The sequence below is a fragment of the Flavobacterium aureirubrum genome (assembly GCF_038739835.1).
In the GTDB taxonomy this organism is placed as follows: Bacteria; Bacteroidota; Bacteroidia; order Flavobacteriales; family Flavobacteriaceae; genus Flavobacterium; species Flavobacterium aureirubrum.
Genome location: NZ_JBCGDO010000007.1, coordinates 83,126 through 100,857 on the forward strand (window position 1 = coordinate 83,126; position 17,732 = coordinate 100,857).

The 17,732-nt window shown below is 36.4% G+C and carries 25 protein-coding genes; 8 read left to right on the forward strand and 17 right to left on the reverse strand.

The window, feature by feature from the left end:
• The 15 genes from WFZ85_RS07335 to WFZ85_RS07405 form a co-directional block, all read right to left on the reverse strand.
• A complete protein-coding gene (locus tag WFZ85_RS07335) occupies positions 1 to 216 on the reverse strand; it encodes a hypothetical protein (RefSeq protein WP_342695642.1) in 216 nt (71 codons plus the stop codon).
• The gene (locus WFZ85_RS07340) at positions 217 to 708 is read right to left on the reverse strand and encodes a hypothetical protein (protein ID WP_342695643.1); all 492 of its coding nucleotides are present in this window, start codon (positions 706 to 708) and stop codon (positions 217 to 219) included.
• Positions 708 to 1,673: a late control protein gene (locus tag WFZ85_RS07345; RefSeq protein WP_342695644.1), complete on the reverse strand. Its 966-nt coding sequence runs from the start codon at positions 1,671 to 1,673 to the stop codon at positions 708 to 710. Before WFZ85_RS07345 ends, WFZ85_RS07340 begins: the two co-directional genes overlap by 1 nt.
• Complete coding sequence (locus WFZ85_RS07350; RefSeq protein WP_342695645.1) at positions 1,673 to 2,272, reverse strand: DUF6046 domain-containing protein; 600 nt, start codon at positions 2,270 to 2,272, stop codon at positions 1,673 to 1,675. Before WFZ85_RS07350 ends, WFZ85_RS07345 begins: the two co-directional genes overlap by 1 nt.
• Complete coding sequence (locus WFZ85_RS07355; protein WP_342695646.1) at positions 2,272 to 4,104, reverse strand: hypothetical protein; 1,833 nt, start codon at positions 4,102 to 4,104, stop codon at positions 2,272 to 2,274. The genes WFZ85_RS07350 and WFZ85_RS07355 overlap by 1 nt, the downstream gene beginning before the upstream one ends.
• Before the next feature lie 202 nt (positions 4,105 to 4,306).
• Complete coding sequence (locus tag WFZ85_RS07360; RefSeq protein ID WP_091467190.1) at positions 4,307 to 4,846, reverse strand: hypothetical protein; 540 nt, start codon at positions 4,844 to 4,846, stop codon at positions 4,307 to 4,309.
• Positions 4,847 to 4,865: 19 nt separating this feature from the next.
• On the reverse strand, positions 4,866 to 5,096 hold the full coding sequence (locus WFZ85_RS07365; RefSeq protein ID WP_342695647.1) for a hypothetical protein: 231 nt from the start codon (positions 5,094 to 5,096) through the stop codon (positions 4,866 to 4,868).
• A gap of 63 nt (positions 5,097 to 5,159) precedes the next feature.
• Positions 5,160 to 5,543 (reverse strand): hypothetical protein, encoded by a 384-nt coding sequence (locus tag WFZ85_RS07370; protein WP_091467194.1) that lies wholly within the window; start codon positions 5,541 to 5,543, stop codon positions 5,160 to 5,162.
• A gap of 2 nt (positions 5,544 to 5,545) precedes the next feature.
• Entirely contained in the window at positions 5,546 to 5,962 is a 417-nt protein-coding gene (locus WFZ85_RS07375; RefSeq protein ID WP_091467196.1) for a hypothetical protein, read from the reverse strand.
• Position 5,963: 1 nt separating this feature from the next.
• Positions 5,964 to 7,139: a DUF2586 family protein gene (locus tag WFZ85_RS07380; protein WP_342695648.1), complete on the reverse strand. Its 1,176-nt coding sequence runs from the start codon at positions 7,137 to 7,139 to the stop codon at positions 5,964 to 5,966.
• A complete protein-coding gene (locus WFZ85_RS07385) occupies positions 7,136 to 7,627 on the reverse strand; it encodes a hypothetical protein (RefSeq protein WP_342695649.1) in 492 nt (163 codons plus the stop codon). Before WFZ85_RS07385 ends, WFZ85_RS07380 begins: the two co-directional genes overlap by 4 nt.
• Positions 7,620 to 8,030 carry an N-acetylmuramoyl-L-alanine amidase gene (locus WFZ85_RS07390; protein WP_342695650.1) on the reverse strand — a complete coding sequence of 137 codons (411 nt, stop codon included), beginning with the start codon at positions 8,028 to 8,030 and terminating at the stop codon, positions 7,620 to 7,622. The genes WFZ85_RS07385 and WFZ85_RS07390 overlap by 8 nt, the downstream gene beginning before the upstream one ends.
• A 3-nt stretch (positions 8,031 to 8,033) precedes the next feature.
• Positions 8,034 to 8,441 carry a hypothetical protein gene (locus tag WFZ85_RS07395; protein ID WP_342695651.1) on the reverse strand — a complete coding sequence of 136 codons (408 nt, stop codon included), beginning with the start codon at positions 8,439 to 8,441 and terminating at the stop codon, positions 8,034 to 8,036.
• A gap of 3 nt (positions 8,442 to 8,444) precedes the next feature.
• Positions 8,445 to 9,287, reverse strand: a complete 843-nt coding sequence (locus WFZ85_RS07400) for a hypothetical protein (protein ID WP_342695652.1) — start codon at positions 9,285 to 9,287, stop codon at positions 8,445 to 8,447.
• 25 nt (positions 9,288 to 9,312) lie between these two features.
• A complete protein-coding gene (locus WFZ85_RS07405; protein ID WP_245745617.1) occupies positions 9,313 to 10,359 on the reverse strand; it encodes a hypothetical protein in 1,047 nt (348 codons plus the stop codon).
• Positions 10,360 to 10,493: 134 nt separating this feature from the next.
• On the opposite strand from WFZ85_RS07405, the gene WFZ85_RS07410 reads away from it, so the two are divergent.
• From WFZ85_RS07410 to WFZ85_RS07445, 8 genes are read left to right on the forward strand one after another with little or no spacing between them, the layout of a single operon-like run.
• Positions 10,494 to 10,781, forward strand: a complete 288-nt coding sequence (locus WFZ85_RS07410) for an oxidase (RefSeq protein ID WP_091467210.1) — start codon at positions 10,494 to 10,496, stop codon at positions 10,779 to 10,781.
• A complete protein-coding gene (locus WFZ85_RS07415; RefSeq protein ID WP_091467212.1) occupies positions 10,765 to 11,253 on the forward strand; it encodes a terminase gpP N-terminus-related DNA-binding protein in 489 nt (162 codons plus the stop codon). Before WFZ85_RS07410 ends, WFZ85_RS07415 begins: the two co-directional genes overlap by 17 nt.
• Positions 11,246 to 12,802 (forward strand): hypothetical protein, encoded by a 1,557-nt coding sequence (locus WFZ85_RS07420; protein WP_091467214.1) that lies wholly within the window; start codon positions 11,246 to 11,248, stop codon positions 12,800 to 12,802. The genes WFZ85_RS07415 and WFZ85_RS07420 overlap by 8 nt, the downstream gene beginning before the upstream one ends.
• Positions 12,799 to 13,278 (forward strand): hypothetical protein, encoded by a 480-nt coding sequence (locus WFZ85_RS07425; protein WP_342695653.1) that lies wholly within the window; start codon positions 12,799 to 12,801, stop codon positions 13,276 to 13,278. The genes WFZ85_RS07420 and WFZ85_RS07425 overlap by 4 nt, the downstream gene beginning before the upstream one ends.
• Before the next feature lie 2 nt (positions 13,279 to 13,280).
• On the forward strand, positions 13,281 to 13,712 hold the full coding sequence (locus tag WFZ85_RS07430) for a phage protein Gp36 family protein (protein WP_091467219.1): 432 nt from the start codon (positions 13,281 to 13,283) through the stop codon (positions 13,710 to 13,712).
• Positions 13,712 to 14,209, forward strand: coding sequence for a phage morphogenesis protein (locus WFZ85_RS07435; protein ID WP_342695654.1), 498 nt, complete (start codon positions 13,712 to 13,714; stop codon positions 14,207 to 14,209). The genes WFZ85_RS07430 and WFZ85_RS07435 overlap by 1 nt, the downstream gene beginning before the upstream one ends.
• Before the next feature lies 1 nt (position 14,210).
• Complete coding sequence (locus WFZ85_RS07440; RefSeq protein WP_342695655.1) at positions 14,211 to 15,485, forward strand: phage portal protein family protein; 1,275 nt, start codon at positions 14,211 to 14,213, stop codon at positions 15,483 to 15,485.
• A gap of 11 nt (positions 15,486 to 15,496) precedes the next feature.
• Positions 15,497 to 16,774 (forward strand): phage minor head protein, encoded by a 1,278-nt coding sequence (locus WFZ85_RS07445; RefSeq protein ID WP_342695656.1) that lies wholly within the window; start codon positions 15,497 to 15,499, stop codon positions 16,772 to 16,774.
• Between the two features lie 89 nt (positions 16,775 to 16,863).
• On the opposite strand, the gene WFZ85_RS07450 is transcribed toward WFZ85_RS07445, so the two are convergent.
• A complete protein-coding gene (locus WFZ85_RS07450; RefSeq protein WP_091467230.1) occupies positions 16,864 to 17,094 on the reverse strand; it encodes a hypothetical protein in 231 nt (76 codons plus the stop codon).
• Between the two features lie 118 nt (positions 17,095 to 17,212).
• On the reverse strand, positions 17,213 to 17,731 hold the full coding sequence (locus tag WFZ85_RS07455) for a hypothetical protein (RefSeq protein WP_342695657.1): 519 nt from the start codon (positions 17,729 to 17,731) through the stop codon (positions 17,213 to 17,215).
• Position 17,732: the final 1 nt, after the last annotated feature.

Genomic DNA, 17,732 nt, shown 5'->3' on the forward strand with positions numbered 1-17,732 from the left:
TTATTGTATTGTATGGTTAATAGTTCCTGTAACAGCTCCATTAGGAGCGGTAAGCCCTGCCGTATAAATTACTTTAGCTTCTTTAATTTCGTCAACAATTGCTTGAGCCAGTTTTTGTGCAATTCTATCAACGCTCGCATTATGGTCTGACTCCTCCGTTTGCTCATCAATGAAAGCCTGTTTTATTTTGTTCTTTAGTCTGTTTACGTCTAACATTTAATTACCTTTTAAAAACTGATTAAACCTATTTTCAAGGGCGATAAAATCTGCAATATTCACAAGATTAATAGTTGGCCCGTTATTCGTTGTAAATTTCATAGCCTTAATAGCTGTAATTAAATCAGCCATTAGTTTTTTTAGCGTTTCGTTTTCCTTTTTCAAAAGAAAACCGTCTTTATCAATATTAAAGTGAACGCCGTCTATTTTTAAATCCAAGCCGTCTATTTCGGAGTATGCCTCTACATACAAATTTTTCAAATCCTCGTTTATAGGGCTTACCAAAACAGAACTCCCAACTTTAGGAAACAAATAAAACTTTTTATCGTTGCCGTCAATAACCGCCGATAATCTTACATCGGTGTATTCAAGTTCGTCATCGGTTACTTTACAAGTTCCGGCAGACTTATCGACGGATAAAACTTTAACCGGGAATGTATCGACATCCCTTTGTTTTAGTTTTCTAAATGCGTCGTGTAACTCTTTCTCCATTATAGTTTATTGCCTATTGTTATTTTTCGCCTTGCTCCTCCAGTTCCAAAAGTGGTGACTACCTTTTTTATAAAATAGTTTCCCTCTCGGTTTGGATGCTCATTGTCTAATAATTTTGCTTTCATTCCCCTGGTTGCATACGGAATTAAAAAACTCGTTACATCGCCCTCAAAGCCATCATACTTTAATTTTTCAATTTCGGCATTAGCCATCTCCTCCAATTTTTTAGTGTCGGAAATTACACTTGTATGGTAGGTTCTTTGCTCTCCGTCTGGGTCGCCTACCTCGATACTTTTACGTTTATTTTCTTTGTCGATGTAGGTGTATTTAATCTTTATCTTTCTTTCTTCTTTGCTTTTAAACTCAAGGTTGTTTTCTACTAAATTGTAGTTTAAATCATAAACTACCGTTTGACCTACATTTGTGAGTTGTTGCAAACCGCAATACAACTTACCCTCATCATTAATAAAAGCCGTCATTAATAAATCTTTTTTCAAAGATTCCAGAACTTGAGCTCCGTTTGCATTTTTGATAATCCATTTATCTAAATTTACACTCGGTATATTATCGGCGAGCTGCACAAGAGTATCCTTTACAACCTCCGTTAAAATTTCTTTCATTGTTGTTTTTTCCCAACTCCTTGTAATGTTTTTTCGTCTTAAAACCCAAAGAGCGTCCTCGCAATGAATTTCGAGGGGAATTTTTGGGCTTATCTTTTTTACAAAACCTGTAAACTCAACCCCCGAATATTTACCCTCGTAGCCTAAAGTTATCGTTACTTTGTCGCCTACTTTAATAGCATCTTCTGTAAATTTTTGCTCTCCGTTTTGTCGTACCTTAAAACGAGTGGGCAACTTAATTACAGCCGTATCGCTCAACTCCTCAACAGACTTGGTAATTTCAATTTCGTTTACTTGATTGAAAATATAACTACCTATTTCTACTTTACTCTCCAGTATAAACATTATGCTAACAAGTTATTTTTTTCGGTATCTTTTTCGTTTAAATCGGCGTAAAAATCTTGATCACTAATTGCAGAAATCGTGTAACGTTGCAAACCCGATTCTCCTACCATTTCATCAAACTTTATATCTTCAATTACTAACTTTCTAATGCCAAACAATTCTAAAAAGGCGTTCGTTTCAACTTCTAAAGCGTCATTAATATCAACCAAATCATTAAGTATCGCCACTTGGTCTGCCGGGTATAGTTCCGGCTCATCTACATTAATACAAACGCCCTTAATTGAAATCGTATAATCTTCGGTACAGATGTACTCTTTAACCGTTCCTTTGCGTTGTTTTCCAACGGTGGCCGTTTTAACGATTGTCTTTGTTAGTCCAAGCGATAATAACGGCTCATTAGGTAACTCAAACATTTGCCCTTTATATGACAATTTCAATTGTAGGAAGTATTTACCTCCCCTTATTTGCTCCGAGTTTATCCCTCTTAAATCGGGTAACTCAAATTTTGACTTGTTTTTTTTCCACCATTCCGGAAAATGTGGGCCTACATAGTCAAACAAAGCTCGCGCGGTTATTTCTCGTAAATTAAACTCTGCCATTATCCTGTTTGCATTTGGTTTACGCTGTTTACAGCTCGCAATAACATTTCTTGCACTTTCTCTCCTAAATTACTCAAACCACTTTCGGTACTATCTACATAAATTTTAGTGTCATCCTGTAGCTTTTCAATATTGATAGTGATATGCGTAATTTTTGAACCTCCCGAAACAATGGAGTCCGATTTTGATTTGTCTTTTCCAGTTCCGTCGCCTTTACCAAGTCCGTTGGTTTTTTGCTTATTTAGATAATCATCGTATGCCGATGTACTTGTGTCTTTTTGACCTAATCCACTAAACTTGCTTTTTAAACCGTTGAAATCCTTTTTAATTCCGTCCGTGTCTACGGTTATTCCTACTTGGCTAAACTCATCTTTTGCCTTTTTAGCAGAGTCAACCATTTTTTTATAACCGTCTGAAATTGATTTTTTACGAGCCTCGACATCGTTGTTAATTTGGGAAATCATCTTTTGATTTTCTGCACTATCTCCCATACCGACTGCCTCTTTAAACTTGTACCAACCAAGTTTAATCTTATCAATCCCAATCATCAAAACATTAACCAACGTATTAAAATTCGCTTTTACATAATCGGTATAGGCTTGCCATAAGAATTTAGCACCATTAACAGTATGCCTCCAACTTTCTCCCCAGCCGCTGGTATATTTCATAACCATACCAATAACCATGATTAGAGCAATTACGCCTAAAACAACCCAAGTAATTGGATTTACCAACATTAAAGCGTTGTAAACACCTATTGCATTGTTCCAAAGCCACCAAGCGGCAGTTATTGCTACTATTTCCGTTGCAAATGGCGTTAGTATTTGAGTGATTGCATTTAGACCAGTTGTAAACCAGTCAACAATTAATAATACGCCACTCATTACGTTTCCAAACGTACTCAAAACTTCACTTGCCCCCGAAATTCCGAAGGCTACTTGCACAAAGTTTGAAAGAGAAACAACAACTGGCTCAATCATACTCCAAAGAATATTAAACCATTCAGAGATATAAGGTAAATACTCTGTTAAGAATGCAAGCCCAGAGCTTAGTATAGAAATTACAGCCGTAAAAATTCCCCCAGACTCTCCGCCAACAGCTACTAAAAAACTATTCCATTGGTCTCCTAAATTGGATATTTTACCGCCCAAGGTTTTAGAGATTGCCTCCATAGAACCTGCGACACCTGTCATTTGTCCATACTGCATCAAGGCATTACGGATTGCCTCCTCATTATTTTTTACTTCTTTAGTTACTCCTTTGAAAGAAAGCGTTACTTTGTCGCCATTTTTCGAGGCTTTAATACCAAACTCTTTTAACCTTTCAAACTCTCCTGTTTGAGCGTCAAGCATTGCCTCTGTTAATTGATCAAAACTTTTACCTTGAGAGCTTGCCAAATCTCCGAGTTTTGTCATTTCTGACTTTGTAGGAGCAAAACCTCGATTTACCAATTTTACAAATGAGCCAGTTAGCTCATTTAATTGAAATGGCGTTTTAGCCGCAAAGTCGGTAAGCATATTTAAGGCAGCAGCTCCAACCTTATCCGATTGAAAGGTATTAGTAAGAACTGCATTAAATTTTTCATATTCCGACCGAGCTTCGATTACTTTACTACCAAAAGCCATAATTGCACCAACAGCAAAGACAGCAACTAACTTGCTTTTTAGTTTGTCCATGGTATTGCCTAAACTATGGGAGGTTTTCTCAACCTTTTTTAAAGAGTTATCCATACCGTCAACCTTTGTTTTTGTAACGCCTACAGAACTCGCTACTTTTTGTAAAGTGGAGCTCGCCATATCTTTCATTTTAATGATAAATTCGTATGCGTTCATTACGTTGGTATCTGTGAGTTTTCTTTTTCTTTGGTTCGTATAAAGTGTAAATTTTGAAGCTCCTCCGCCCAATCCTCATCGTCCAAACTATTTGGATCGGGAATGTGCATATAGTATCTCAAGTAAGCATCAAATAATCTTATGTCTAAATGCTCGGCAAGTTCATAAGACGAGGGGTCACTGTTATCAATGACCGCCTCGTTTAGAGCTTTTTTAGCGTTGCAACTTTCTTATTTTGCAGTTTTTCAATGGCCTGATATAAAGGAAAACGAACGCTTGCTTTTTCTTTATCATTAAAGGCGTCGTCCTTTTCTAAACAAACCATTTCAAACAATTTCTCTTGTGTAACAAAAGGTTTCCCGGAAGGGTTTTTCTTTTCGGCAATTTTAATATCTTGACGAGTAATTACTCGCACTTTACATTTTGCCTCTCCAATAATGATAATTGAATTATTACCCTCCGTAATAATTTCGGCATCATCATAGTTAAAGAACTCTGTTAATTCTTTTCGTGCTGGGAAGAAATACTCATCGACTGTTTTAATCTCGGTATCTCCACCAATAAATAAGGCCTCTAACATTACCTCTCCAAAGGCAAGCTCTCCGTCTTTTTGCATAGCCGTAAATGCTCTTTTGAAATCGGCCATTTTTGGCATTCTTAAATATGCCGTTTTATCGTCTACAGGTAGCTCGTAAACTTCCCCATATTTTTCTTTCCACTCGTTAATTTGCTTTTGTGTCATTTTCTTAAGTTGTTTTTTGTTATTCTTTATGTACTATAATTCTAACTACCATAGAGGATGCCTCTATACAAGCTCTAATAGCCATGCCTTTTAATGTGTTGCCCAAGTAACTTTTAACTTCAATATCATTTACAGTATCAATAATTTTAGCAAATGTTGTTTTTACTTCGGTTACTTTGTCTACTTGAGTATTTTCTAAACCTTGTGTTACCACAACGCCTACTGCTTTTTGTCCAAATGTTTGCTCCATTTTTTTGATTTTTAAAAAAAGCCACTCACTAAAAAGTGGCTTTTTACAATATTTATTTTGATTCTAACAATTAGACCGTATTCGTTTTATCGGTTCTTGGGTGTAACTCTTAAAGTGTAAATCGTAATTCTCGAGCAACTTTTCCCTGTATGGAATTAACTTATTTTTACTCTCCGTTCCTTGCCATCCTACGTCCAATACAACTGCAAATAAAAAGGTTGGTTCGTCAATCGGTTTCTTGGTGGGATTTGCTCCCGGCATAAAAACTGCCTCAACAAAAACAGCAGGGTATTCTAATACTACGATTACAGGAGTTACCTCTTGAGCCTTAAACTCTTTGATAATTTCCATTTTTTGCTTTTGCTCCGGCTTGGCTGTAGTAGTTGCCATGGCCGTGAAACTAATCATCCCGATTAATAACATAAAGAGCCCTTTAATTGGTCGCATTTTTATTGTTGTGGTTTAACTTCTAAAAAGATAATTGGTAACTCAACTAACATGTTTTTATCGCCTTGCTTCATTGCCTTTTTGTTTTCGGTAAATTCACAGCTGCTCAAAACATCCGTTACAGATTGTCCGCCATCCTCTGGAACATAAGAAACAATAATATCAAAGTTCAAATCCATAATACTCTTGTTAGGAGCATCTTGAACCATTGCCTCAAGTTCACTTTGCCAAATGGTAACTTTACCCTCATAGGATTTATTCCCTCGAGTGATTTTATGGCCTTTATTACCTCGACCACGCAAAACATCTTTTTCCTGTTTTTCCGTGTACTCAATTTCGGTAATGCCTTCTAAAATTCTACCTCCAATAGAAATAGATAAGTCGGGCCAAGCATATTGTTTACTGCTAAATGTGCTCATGCTATTCTAAATTTGTTGTAAATCCTATGTTTACAGTTATGTAATCACTATAACCAACTGGCAATAATTGTAAATCAACAGTTAGGTTGTTCGTAGAAAGAACATTTTGATTTTCGTCGATGTAGGCTTTAACTCCCGAAAGTTTACCTAAATCAACCATTAAACCTTTAATTTGTCTTTCGATTGCATTTTGCCACCCTTTAATAATAGCCGGGTGTATTGTTCCAGATGATGTAACTTGTATTTCATCCGATAACTCCTCAACTAATGTATTGTAGGCAATAAGTACCGCCTCATCCATTACTAAACCTCTTGCAAGAGAATTAAAGTCGTCCGTTGCACCTGTTAAGGTTTGGTCGCCTGTAAAGTAGTAACCCGAGCGGTTCGCAAAACTTCTTAAAAAGATGTAATTCTTATTGTGGATTGCGTCCCAAGCCGTGTCTAAACTTTCTACGGTTTCTCCATTAGTAAAATAAGCGTTGAAAGGTTCAACCGCACCGTCTTTTACTCTTGAGATTTTTCTTTGAGTTGGAATACTTGCTAAACGACCTAAAGCCAAACCAATAGAAGCCTCTTTTGATGCGTCTGTATTGGCTAACAAAATGGAAACTTTGTTGAAGTTTGTAGTTTTGTAGTCTTTTAAGTCGGCAACCGTTCCGCTAAACTTGTTACCCGAAATAATGGCACGTACTGGAAAGTATCTGCCGGAATAGTCCTCACACAACTCCTGTGCTTTTACAACAGCAAGAGCTACATCACTATCCAAACCGTGGGTAATAGTCTCGGTAGAACCTGATTTTTTTAGAATACCTAAAATTCTAATTTTACCCGAAGCATCTGCCAATAGTTTTTTTGCATACGATTCTGATAAATCTGTCATTTGTTCCATAGTTACTGCTTGAGTAACTACCATAAACCAAAGTTCAGCTCCTTTTTTAGCCTCTGCGTAAAACGCTTTGATGTGTTTGTGTGCAAAAGCGTTTGTTCCAGTTTCTTCTATTCCTAAATTTTCAGCCTCCTCAAGAGAGAAAATTTGGTAAGAATTACCCGCAGTAACTTTATTTGATCCTGCTACCGTAGCTCCAGTTAATACCAATCCCGGTATCTTTTGAATGTCCGCTTGTAACAATCCCAAACCATTGCTTGAGATGTTAAATTTTATGTTTGGTAAACTCATACGATTTTGAAAAATTTAAGTACATAACAAAGCCCAAAACCTAACACAAAAGCAATAATCAGATGAAAAAAGGTATATCCTGTTTTCTTTTTACTCTCCGAGTTACTTTTACTTATTACGCTCGAGGTTTCTTTTAATAATTCGTTTTTGACTTTGGCTACAATAGCCAAACTGTCACACGTTGCCGTCGCTTGAATTGTATCGTGTACAATTCTAATTTTTACCTTTGCTTGACCACTCGTTTGAGTGAAAACCTTTGGCTTTGAAACGGTGTTTAAATCGCTTTTAAAACCAATATCGGCTAAAGGGATTTTTATACTTGTTTCGGCTTTTGGTGCAAACAAAGTGGTGTCTTTGTAGGTTACAACCTTTTCGGATGTGAAACTCTTTTCACTTTCTGTTTTTTGAGTTTCCTGCCGAACTGATCGGCAGGAGCTCAAGAAACAACTAAAGGCTAACACTAATAACAAAAGCGTTTTCTTAAACATTTTTATATTCGTTTTTTGCATCAAAACTCGGACACGCTTTTTTTACTTTTGGAAAATCCCTGTGTCCTTGAATTACTGCCGTTGGAAATTGTTTTTTTAAGTCCTTGAGTAATTTTAGTAGGCTTGCCTTTTGGGCAGGAGTTCTATTGTCTAATGGTTTATTATTTGCATCAACACCGCCCAAATAAGCAATATTTATTAACACACTATTGAAACCTGCAACGCCATTAGAAACTTGTTCTATTGGTAATAATGTAACTACTAAACCGTCGGGCATAATAATAAAGTGGTAGCCGGGCATTTTCCAACCTAAATTAATTTTCCAGTACCTTTGAATTGCGGCAATGCTCGTTTTTTGAGAGGTTGCTGTGCAATGCACGGCTATATACTTTATTGTTCTCACTTTTTAATCAATTGGATTATTTGCTTTATAGTCCTCCAACGCCTTAATCAAAGTCTCCGCTTTTTGGTCGGGAGTTTCAATATTTAAGACTTTTACTAAAGCCTTAATAGCGTTGTAATTTTCCTTTTTTAATCCAGACGCTAACAACTGTTTTTGCTCCTCGGTTAATTGATTATTGCCGTCTTCAGTTTGGTCTGTGTCGCTTTCAACATGGTTCGGGTTCTTGAAGTCGAAAACTTCATTACCCTCTAATGTATTAGCGTGATCAGATGCGAAATTTCGCTTTAAGAACATGAAACCATCAGCAGTTAAAAAAACTACTTTAGCATCTTTGTTTTTTGCAAAATATTCGGTTGCTTTTTTTTGTAAAGCCTCTTTATCAAAAGAGGCTTCCTTTACTAACTCGCTCATTGGTTACAGAATTGCTCCCAAGTATTTTGGGTTGGTTGCACGAATGTTGCCTACAAGAGCTCTTTGAGCAAATGAAATTTCGTCAGACTGCGATGCAGCAGAACGTAAAGTTTCGTAAACTTCGGTGTCACCAAAACAACGGAAAACCTCGTCAGTTACCCAAGTGAATGAGCAAACTTTGTCTCCATTTTCCTTTACCGCCCCAAAAGGTTTTTTAACACCTGTAGAAGTATAAAGGGCGTTTTTGTTGTATCTGAATACTTTAAAGCCGTACATTGTGTTTGTACTCAAAATCTCTTTATAAAGGTTTTTGTTTTCCTTTTTGATTCGAGCCATGTGGTCAGCTGTTAAACAGATATTCATACCGTCGTAAATATCAAGGCCATTGTAGAATGCCTCCATATCAATAATTGCATCAATGATTGAAGCGTTTGCGTCCAAGTTCATGATTTTGTTAAAATCATTATTCGCATTTGGCGACCAAGCGAAAGCCGCTCTTACACCGATATTTTTAGATAACGATGTTTTGTGACGGTTGATAACACTCATACGTTTGTTGTATGATAACTCAACTTCTTGTAAGTCTCTGTGGCGAGTTCTTGCCGTTGAGTAGGTTTTTAAAACTACCTCATTAGGTATATCCGTGATAGCCTGTAAAGGCAAATCATTTTCGTTACCTTCAAAATAGTTTTCGTAAACATCTGGCTCGATACCTGCCTCTGCAAGGTGGAGCTTATTGTTTTCTACGTACTCGGATTTATCCGTAGACGCAAAAACAAAACTTGTATTTGGGATTGGATTCTCTTGAATACCTGCAATCCAAACTTCCTTTTGTAAACCTGCCATTTATCTCTTTTTTTTATGGTTATGATTATTTTTTCTCTACGTGTCTAACTCCGTTAGCGTAGTCTTTAGCCAATTTTGCATATTGCTCTGGGTTTTCTTCTTTGATTTTGCGAAGTTTTACCGTGTCGAATTTTTGCAAATAGTCGAAAGTCTCCTCTTGAGTTCCGGCACCGTTACCAGAGCCTTTGCCTCCAAGTACAACCTCTTTAACAGTTTGGTGTGTTGCCGCTTGGCCACCCTCTGCCTCTTTATCCGAAATCAATTTTGAAAGCGTGACTTTTTGACCGTCAAAATCGCTCTCAAATGCGTTGATTTGCGTTTGTTTCAATGCCTCGGGAATTAATCCTAAAGACACCGCCTTTTCAACTAAAGCGGTAGCCTCTGCTGTTTGGATACCCTTTAATTTTACCTTTAAATCGGACGCCTCTTTTTCTGCGGTTTCTTTGGCTAATTTTAAGCCCTGTACTTCCTTTAAAACAGTGTCCTCTGTACTATCTGCCGATAGTGCTAATGCTAATGCAATGGTTTTTAAGTGTGACATATTTCTATCGTTTTCTAATTTTACTTTTTGAAGTTGCACAGGTTTTCCGTCTTTGGATAGTTTAATAGCATCATCGTTACCGCCAATATCAACTATTGAAATCTCTACCAGTTTACACGCCGTAACCGTTTCGTAAACTTGACCCGGTAAAACCAATTCTGTGTCTGATGATGTAGCTTTTACATCTGCGTACATGGAAGCCATTCGGATATAACCACGTTCTACCTTTCCGGCAATCTTTTGGGCGAACTCGTCTTTTTCGTCAAATTCTATCGTAGCAACTAAATCGGTGTCTTTTTTATAAATTTTAAGGCAACGCCCAATAACGGCACTTCCTTTACCGTCTTCCTTTTTTTCAAACTCTCGCTCGTGCATAAATAGCACTACCGGGTTACGCATATATTGAGTATAATCGATACCGTCCGTTAAAATGCGGTATTTATACTCGTTTACGTTTTCGGTATTTATGATAAAATCATGAGTCATTTTACATCCTGTTTTATTTTGGGTTTTGTCTAAATCTTGGAGCAAAATTGTAGCGTTTTTGAAGTATAAAAAAATTGAGTTCCAACGCTTGTACTCAATAAATACAAGGGTTAGGCAAAATAAACACAAGGTTTGAAATTGAATTTTATTGCTAATTATAGGAAGTCGAATTTTGCTCTATGAATGATATATTATTAGATCGTAACGGCGACTTAAATTTTAAAAATGGCGACCTTGATATTGGCTATTCTGATAACCAACATCAAGAACATATACTCATTGCCAATAAAGGGGAATACAGAGAGTTCCCGGAGCTTGGCGTAGGCATACACCAAATGCTTGACGATGACAATTACATGAGTGTATTAATTGAGGCAAAGAAAAACCTCGAGTACGACGGTATGAAAATTAACAATATCAAATTTGAGGCAAACGGTAATTTAAACATCGATGGACAATACAAGTAAAAAGGGCGGTAGATTAACGGCAGTTGAACGTGATTATAAAAAAAGCCAAGGCAAAGACTTATTTATAAAAGGCTTTACGCTTACCAATATTTCAGAAATTATAGGGGTGGGTGTTAAAACGCTATCTGGGTGGAGAGATACCGACGAATGGGAAAAGGAAAAGGAGCTAAACAATATTAGGCCTTCCGAAATTAAACGTATGATTTTAGAGTACGTTCGTGACTTAAAAAACGGAGATACTCCACTATACAAAGCCGATGACCTTTCCAAAATTTCGGCTGCCTTTGATAGGCTAAACGATAGCCGTAAAAAAGCGGTTTACACTATGGAGAGCTTTGATGATTTTAGTCAGTTTATGATGGTAAAAGCCGGGAACAATACAGGCAAAAAACGTGAGGATTTAATCGAGTTGTTAAAATTAGTTAGACCCTATTTTGACCAATATATAACCGAACTATTGCAACATGACTAAAACGGAATTAAAAGAGGCAAAAGAAAAATATTTTCAAAAGTCTAAAATGATTCAGTTACTTTCTTATAATTCGCTTTTCAAAGAAACGGCGGAACAACAAGAACAACGAATTAAACGACTTTTAAAGCCGGAAAACTATTTAGAGTTTTTCGAGTATTACTTTGGCGTAAATTCAGGGTTAGCCTTGGCGGATGCTCCGTGTGCTCAATTTCATTTAAACAGTTATTTAAACGTATTTAAAAACCCTTTAATAAAACAGCAACGCCGTTGGTTTCGTGGTGCGGCTAAATCAATACATACAAACGTTGGTAACCTCACTCACTTAAAAGAAAATAACGAAGTGAATTTTGCCTTAATCATTGGTAGAACCGAAGGACACTCTAAACTTTTGCTTTCTGATTTACAGCTGCATTTAGAAAGTAACGAACGTTATATAAAAGACTTTGGTTTACAAATGCAATACGGCTCTTGGGCAGACGGACAATTTGAAACCAATGACAGTAAGTTTTTTATGGCGTTAGGTTTAAATCAACCTTTTAGAGGTTTAAGAAACAATGCAAATCGTCCAGACTTTGCCTCAATGGATGACTTGGAGGACAGAAAACAGGCTAAAAATATTGAACTTACTAAAGAGAATGTTCAAAAGTTAACAGGTGATTTAGGAAAGGCAGGACAAAAAGGAAGATTTAGACAAATTATGCCAAACAATTACATCGTAAAAAATGGAATTGTTGACGGCTATGCAGAGAAATATAAAAACTCTCCAAACCTTGACATTTCAACCGTTAATTTATGCGATAAAGATTTTAATCCATCGTGGCCAGAACGCTATACAAAAGATGAGTGTATTGATATTGTAAACGATACCGATTACCACACAAGTCAGCGAGAGGATTTTAACAACCCTGTTGAGGAGGGAAAAAGAATTAAAGCAGAGTGGATACATTATAAAAAAACACATGGCAATCAAATTCATAACGGGTTAATTAGTCATTGGGATTTATCGTACTCCGATGATGGCGATTACAAAGCCGGGGCAATAGTTTCAATCGACAAAGGTCGTGCTCATGTTTTGGAAATCTTTAACAGACAAACCGCCCGACCTGTAGCAATGAATATGCACTATGAGTGGCAAAAAAAATACAATTTAAAAGGTATGTCTATCATTTCTTTTTATGACGCTACAGCTGCTCAAAAAGTTGTTTATGAGCCTGATTGGTTAATAGCGTGTGAAGAAAACAACGCCGTTGATATTCCGTTTCCTGACCACGCCTCGGGAGATAAACACGACCGTATAGATGCTACGCTTACCAGTGCTTTTATGCGTGGTTTAATAACATTTGATGAAAAATTAAAAGATACTCCAGATATGGAAAAGGCTTTAGATCATATTTTATCATTTGAAAAAGGTTGTAAAACGCCCGATGATATTTTAGATGTTTTAGAAACCTGTGTTAGAAAAGGTAGGCTCTTGTTTGGTTATTCTCAAAAAGAAGATAGTAACCAAAAACCAGTAATCGGAAAACGCAATAAAAAACGCAGAGTATGACACCACGAAAAGAACTATTTACAAAAATACAAGAGGCACTTAAAAACGGTGTACAAGAGTTGGAGTTAGTGGATTTACAACGTAAGCAATTTGCAAACCCCGAAAAGAACTACCCGAGTTATTGGACATCTGCCTTAATTGATATAAAGGCAATTCGTTGGGAGAGTATGGTAGAAAATAAACAAGAGGGCGAGTGTACCGTAGATGTAACGCTTTATTGTAAAGACGGATGGCTTGACCAACACGACGGAACTGCGGACGCAAACGGAGGTTTAACCGAGATTGATTTAATTGATGCAATGGTTGAAAGCCTACAATTTTTAAAAGGCGATTATTTCAAACCATTAGAGTTAAATAACGAAAGTTCGGAGGATGTTGATAGCGAAATAATGAGCTATACGCTCTCCTTTACCACTTTAATTTACAGGAGAGTTAATCCAAGATACAGTAATAGAACTATAACCATAAATCCTTGATTATGTTTTTAGAAAAGGCAGAATTAAAAACAGTTGCTACCGATGAAATTATTAATAAAATCATCAATAACGACGACAGTATAGTAACCGATATTATTTTAGAAAGCATTGATTTAATGTCGAGTTATTTATATCAATATTTCGACACCGAAGCTATTTTTAACGCTTCGGGAGACGACAGAAATAGAACCGTTTTAAAACACTTAAAAGGCATTGTAATACATGAAATTTACATCCGCCGTACAAAGGTTTTTAACGAGGTTGCCAAGGCACGATATGACGAGGCCATGTTATGGCTCGAAAAAGTATCGGAGGGCAAAATAAAACCTCCGTTGCCTATTAGACAAAACGACACCGATGGAGATGGAACTCCCGACACTCCTGCAACTTTTATGAAGTTAGGAAGTCGTAAAAATTACAAAAACCATTTCTAATGGCGGATTTATCAGAGTTGCAAAAACTACTCGATAGAGCCGCCCATGAAATGCCAAACAATGTTTTACGGATTATTGGAGTTGAGGGTAAAAACTTTATTGCAAAGAATTTTAGAGATGAGGGATTTACCGACACCAGTACACAAAAATGGGAGGAGCGTAAAACAGAAGACAAACAAGGGCGTGATATTACAAGGTACAGAACCAGCAGGAGAGGTAAGGCAGGGAATTTAAACCGATACGGTAGTAAAAATAAAGACAGAGCTATATTAACAGGCTTCGGAACTGGAGGCGATAAGTTAAAAAACTCCTTTCGTTATAAAATAAGTTTAGGAAGTAGTCAAGTTAGTTTTTACACCTATAAGGAATATGCCCAAAGACACAATGAGGGACTTGATGGAATGCCTAAACGCCAATTTATGGGTAAATCAAATTACTTGAATACCCAAATAAGTAATAAAGTAAAAAAGGAACTGGACAAATTATTAAAAAAATAGTATGCACAAAAATCGAAATAAAAACAGGACTCAAAGCCCAATAAAAGGAATTACGAAAAGTACCGTAAACCTTTCGGGTAACGCAATAGGTAAAAAAGTAACTTTATCGGGTGCAGATACCCAAAATATTGAAAAAGTTACCAAACTAATGGTTGATGTTATCCGCCGTCAAAGACGCCTTTGGAGAAAAGAGTTAAACGATTGGCAGGCTTCACGATTTGCACGTTATCAAGCGGAAGTTCCTAAAACTTACTTAATGCAAGAATTGTATCAAGATGTTATGCTTGACGGACACCTTACAGGAATTACAGGTAACCGCACGTTAAGAACCACAAACAAAGATTACATTTTTACCATTGACGGTATTAAAGATGATGCTTTAACGGAACTTATCAAGGACAAAGAATGGTTTGAAAATATTATCCAATGGGCTCACGAATCAACCTATTACGGTTACTCTTTAATTTGGGTAAAAGATTTTGAAAAAGGTAACATTAAAGAAGTGGAACTCATCGAAAGAGGTTTAGTTGTTCCAGAGCATAAAGTTTTACTTTATGACATCAATGCCGATAAAGGTATAGATTACAGCACCATTAAAGATATTTTGTTATATGCCCAATTTTACGACAATGTGGGTTTATTAGAAAAAGCTGCGGTATATACTATTTTAAAACGCCACTCTTGGGGTAGTTGGGATGAGTTTGAGGAGTTGTTTGGTATTCCGATACGAATAGCAAAAATAGCTTCACAAAGTGAAACCGTAAAAAATGAAGTTGCAGGTTGGTTAGAAGAAATGGGGTCAGCTCCTTATGGGGTATTTCCAATTGGTACGGAGGTAGATATAAAAGAAAACAGTAAAACCGACTCATTTAATGTATTCTTTCAAAAGATTAAAGCGTTAGATGCAGAGCTTTCAAAATTGGTTTTACATCAAACCATGACTACGGAAAACGGATCAAGCAAAGCACAAGGGAGCGTACACGAAAATACGCTTGAAGAGGTCATCTATGCAGACGAAAAAAAGGAACTGGCATTCCTTAATAATCGTTTAGTTCCTGCCATGCGTTTGCTTGGTTACAAAATACCAGATAAAGCAAAAATAGCTGTTGAAAAAACTACCGACCCAAACGACCAAATTAAAATCGACGGAGTTTTGTTAGGTGCAGGTTATGTGTTAACTCAAGATTACATCGAGGAGACTTATGGTGTAGAAGTGGAAAGTATGCCGGGAGCTACTCAAGAAGTTAAAAACCCTGATAATACAAAAAAGCGTTAAGCCTGCTTAAATTGCATTATCGAACTCATTGCTGTGGCGAACATGAACCTATAAAGTTAAGCAAAGAGGACGACGATTTAAGTAGGCTAATCGAGGTTTATTTAAGGCAACTTTTTGACGATAGAGCCGTATCATCTGAAAATCAAAAGAAACTTTGGGAGTATTATTATAAAGAACTTTCGCAGGCAGTTGATGCAGGATACAAACCAAATCCCGAAATGTACGACCCCGCTTTAGCTCATTCATTAAAGTATAATGTTGCTCAATTTTCTGCATTTAAAGAAACAAGCTTTAGAAAACAGTTAGAAGCTGCACTTACTAAAGACGGTAAAATATTGCCTTGGGGAGAATTTAAAGCCGTAGCAGATGAGTTGCATATAGAGTATAATCGTCGTTGGTTAAAAACCGAATATCATCATACTGTAGCGGTTGCCAATATGGCCGAAAAGTGGCAGGAGTTTGAGGCGGATGCCGATTTGTATCCTAACTTGAAAATTGTAACCGCAGGAGATGCTCGAGTGCGTGAATCGCATAAAATTTTAGACGGTTTAACTTTACCCGTAAACCACTCCTTTTGGAAAAGTCATACACCGCCTTTTGACTGGGGGTGTCGTTGTGGTATTGTTCAAACAGACGAGGAGGCAAGCGAAAAAATTCCAAATTTCAAGTTTAAAAAGGAACATGAAAACAACCCTTATTATAGTGGTCAAATTTTCAACGGCAACCCTTATGAATTAGGACTTATTCCAGGAGATAAAAAAGAGGCAAAAAGCAAAGCCGCTAAATACTTTAATAATAAAGTTTTGCAGTCGGATAGATCGGAGCAATTCAAAACATTATCAACTACCAAAAAGGGCAAAGTTTTAGAGCATTTATTAACTAAAAAAGGTGGAGATTATGACGATATTATAAAAACGGCTACCGAGTTTTCAAAGATGGGTAAAACTGCCGAGTTGATGCCAGAGATTAACGAAAAGGAGAAAACAATAAGAAGCCTTATTTTTCCAAATCTTAAATCAAAGACATCCAACCCGGATTTAAAAGTAGGTAATTTGTTCTTTGATATTAAACGACCAAAGGCAATAAAGAATATTTTAGGGAATGCAAACGGAGCATCAAAGCAGGGAGCAATAGCTGTTATTAGTGATAGTCAATTAGACAAACCGCTAACTGATAAAATAATGCAAAATAGGGCAATTCACATCTTTAAAGATAAGAATTACCAGTTTGACCAAGTAATTTTTTTAAAGGACGGTAAACTAATTATTTTCAATAGAAAAGGCGTATAATGTAAATACACTATACGCCTTAGCGTTGCCCGACCCTCGAGTCTGACAATGCAAATATACAAATAATTTAATTACTTTTTAAAAAGCGTTTAAAAAAGTGAAGTTTGGTTTGGGTTGGATTGATTTTTTAAAATCGGTTTATCGGAGTAAATACCCTCATAGCTCACAATTGCTTCTACCGTTCGCTCTGCTAAAAAGACTTTCTTTGCCACCTCCTCAATAACGCACTCAATACGCCACTTGGGGTATTTGTTTTGCGTTTCGTGAAACAGGCGACGAACATAATTATTACGCTCTTTAAATCTTTGCTCTTTAGACATGTAGCAAATTTATAAAGGAACGTTTAATTTTACAAGGCGATTTTTTTACATAAAAAAAGCTCACATTTCTGCGAGCTTTCTCCTGTCTAATTTTAAAAAAATGAAAAAAGGGAAGTGATTATTTACAGGTGCTTTCTCCCAAAAGTACACCGTATGCGTTATCTCTATTTTTTGACTTCATTGTGCCATATTCAACAATTTTAACAGCATTAATATCGCCTTTGTTTTCCGCTACAATTTCGCAAAAATAAGAAGCTAAACCGTTTCTATTTGTACCGTCATTTTCAACCGCTATGTATAAAACTTTGGCATCTGTTAAAACTGCATCTTTAACTTTACTCTCTTTTTTTACTACCTCTAAAACAACTTTATTTATTGAATCGTTGTTTATTGTTTTTTCTTGAGTTGGTTCATTGGTAGCCGTTGAACCTTTACAAGTCTTAAATATTACCAATAACACTATTGATAAAACCACAATTCCGATAATTTTCTTTTTGTCCATTTTGTTTGCCTTTTTATAGTTAATTATTTTATTTGAGTCTTCGTATTTCATACTTGTAATGCCTTTTATTTCTCTACCTCCAATAGTTACTTTGACATCATCTATATTTTTATTTTCTTCTTTCTTTGAATCCATT

Coding starts and splice junctions, on each gene's coding strand:
- WFZ85_RS07335 (WP_342695642.1), bottom strand. CDS start 216: ATGTTAGACGTAAACAGACTAAAGAACAAAATAAAACAGGCTTTCATT.
- WFZ85_RS07340 (WP_342695643.1), bottom strand. CDS start 708: ATGGAGAAAGAGTTACACGACGCATTTAGAAAACTAAAACAAAGGGAT.
- WFZ85_RS07345 (WP_342695644.1), bottom strand. CDS start 1,673: ATGTTTATACTGGAGAGTAAAGTAGAAATAGGTAGTTATATTTTCAAT.
- WFZ85_RS07350 (WP_342695645.1), bottom strand. CDS start 2,272: ATGGCAGAGTTTAATTTACGAGAAATAACCGCGCGAGCTTTGTTTGAC.
- WFZ85_RS07355 (WP_342695646.1), bottom strand. CDS start 4,104: ATGAACGCATACGAATTTATCATTAAAATGAAAGATATGGCGAGCTCC.
- WFZ85_RS07360 (WP_091467190.1), bottom strand. CDS start 4,846: ATGACACAAAAGCAAATTAACGAGTGGAAAGAAAAATATGGGGAAGTT.
- WFZ85_RS07365 (WP_342695647.1), bottom strand. CDS start 5,096: ATGGAGCAAACATTTGGACAAAAAGCAGTAGGCGTTGTGGTAACACAA.
- WFZ85_RS07370 (WP_091467194.1), bottom strand. CDS start 5,543: ATGCGACCAATTAAAGGGCTCTTTATGTTATTAATCGGGATGATTAGT.
- WFZ85_RS07375 (WP_091467196.1), bottom strand. CDS start 5,962: ATGAGCACATTTAGCAGTAAACAATATGCTTGGCCCGACTTATCTATT.
- WFZ85_RS07380 (WP_342695648.1), bottom strand. CDS start 7,139: ATGAGTTTACCAAACATAAAATTTAACATCTCAAGCAATGGTTTGGGA.
- WFZ85_RS07385 (WP_342695649.1), bottom strand. CDS start 7,627: ATGTTTAAGAAAACGCTTTTGTTATTAGTGTTAGCCTTTAGTTGTTTC.
- WFZ85_RS07395 (WP_342695651.1), bottom strand. CDS start 8,441: ATGAGCGAGTTAGTAAAGGAAGCCTCTTTTGATAAAGAGGCTTTACAA.
- WFZ85_RS07400 (WP_342695652.1), bottom strand. CDS start 9,287: ATGGCAGGTTTACAAAAGGAAGTTTGGATTGCAGGTATTCAAGAGAAT.
- WFZ85_RS07410 (WP_091467210.1), top strand. CDS start 10,494: ATGAATGATATATTATTAGATCGTAACGGCGACTTAAATTTTAAAAAT.
- WFZ85_RS07415 (WP_091467212.1), top strand. CDS start 10,765: ATGGACAATACAAGTAAAAAGGGCGGTAGATTAACGGCAGTTGAACGT.
- WFZ85_RS07420 (WP_091467214.1), top strand. CDS start 11,246: ATGACTAAAACGGAATTAAAAGAGGCAAAAGAAAAATATTTTCAAAAG.
- WFZ85_RS07425 (WP_342695653.1), top strand. CDS start 12,799: ATGACACCACGAAAAGAACTATTTACAAAAATACAAGAGGCACTTAAA.
- WFZ85_RS07430 (WP_091467219.1), top strand. CDS start 13,281: ATGTTTTTAGAAAAGGCAGAATTAAAAACAGTTGCTACCGATGAAATT.
- WFZ85_RS07435 (WP_342695654.1), top strand. CDS start 13,712: ATGGCGGATTTATCAGAGTTGCAAAAACTACTCGATAGAGCCGCCCAT.
- WFZ85_RS07440 (WP_342695655.1), top strand. CDS start 14,211: ATGCACAAAAATCGAAATAAAAACAGGACTCAAAGCCCAATAAAAGGA.
- WFZ85_RS07450 (WP_091467230.1), bottom strand. CDS start 17,094: ATGTCTAAAGAGCAAAGATTTAAAGAGCGTAATAATTATGTTCGTCGC.
- WFZ85_RS07455 (WP_342695657.1), bottom strand. CDS start 17,731: ATGGATTCAAAGAAAGAAGAAAATAAAAATATAGATGATGTCAAAGTA.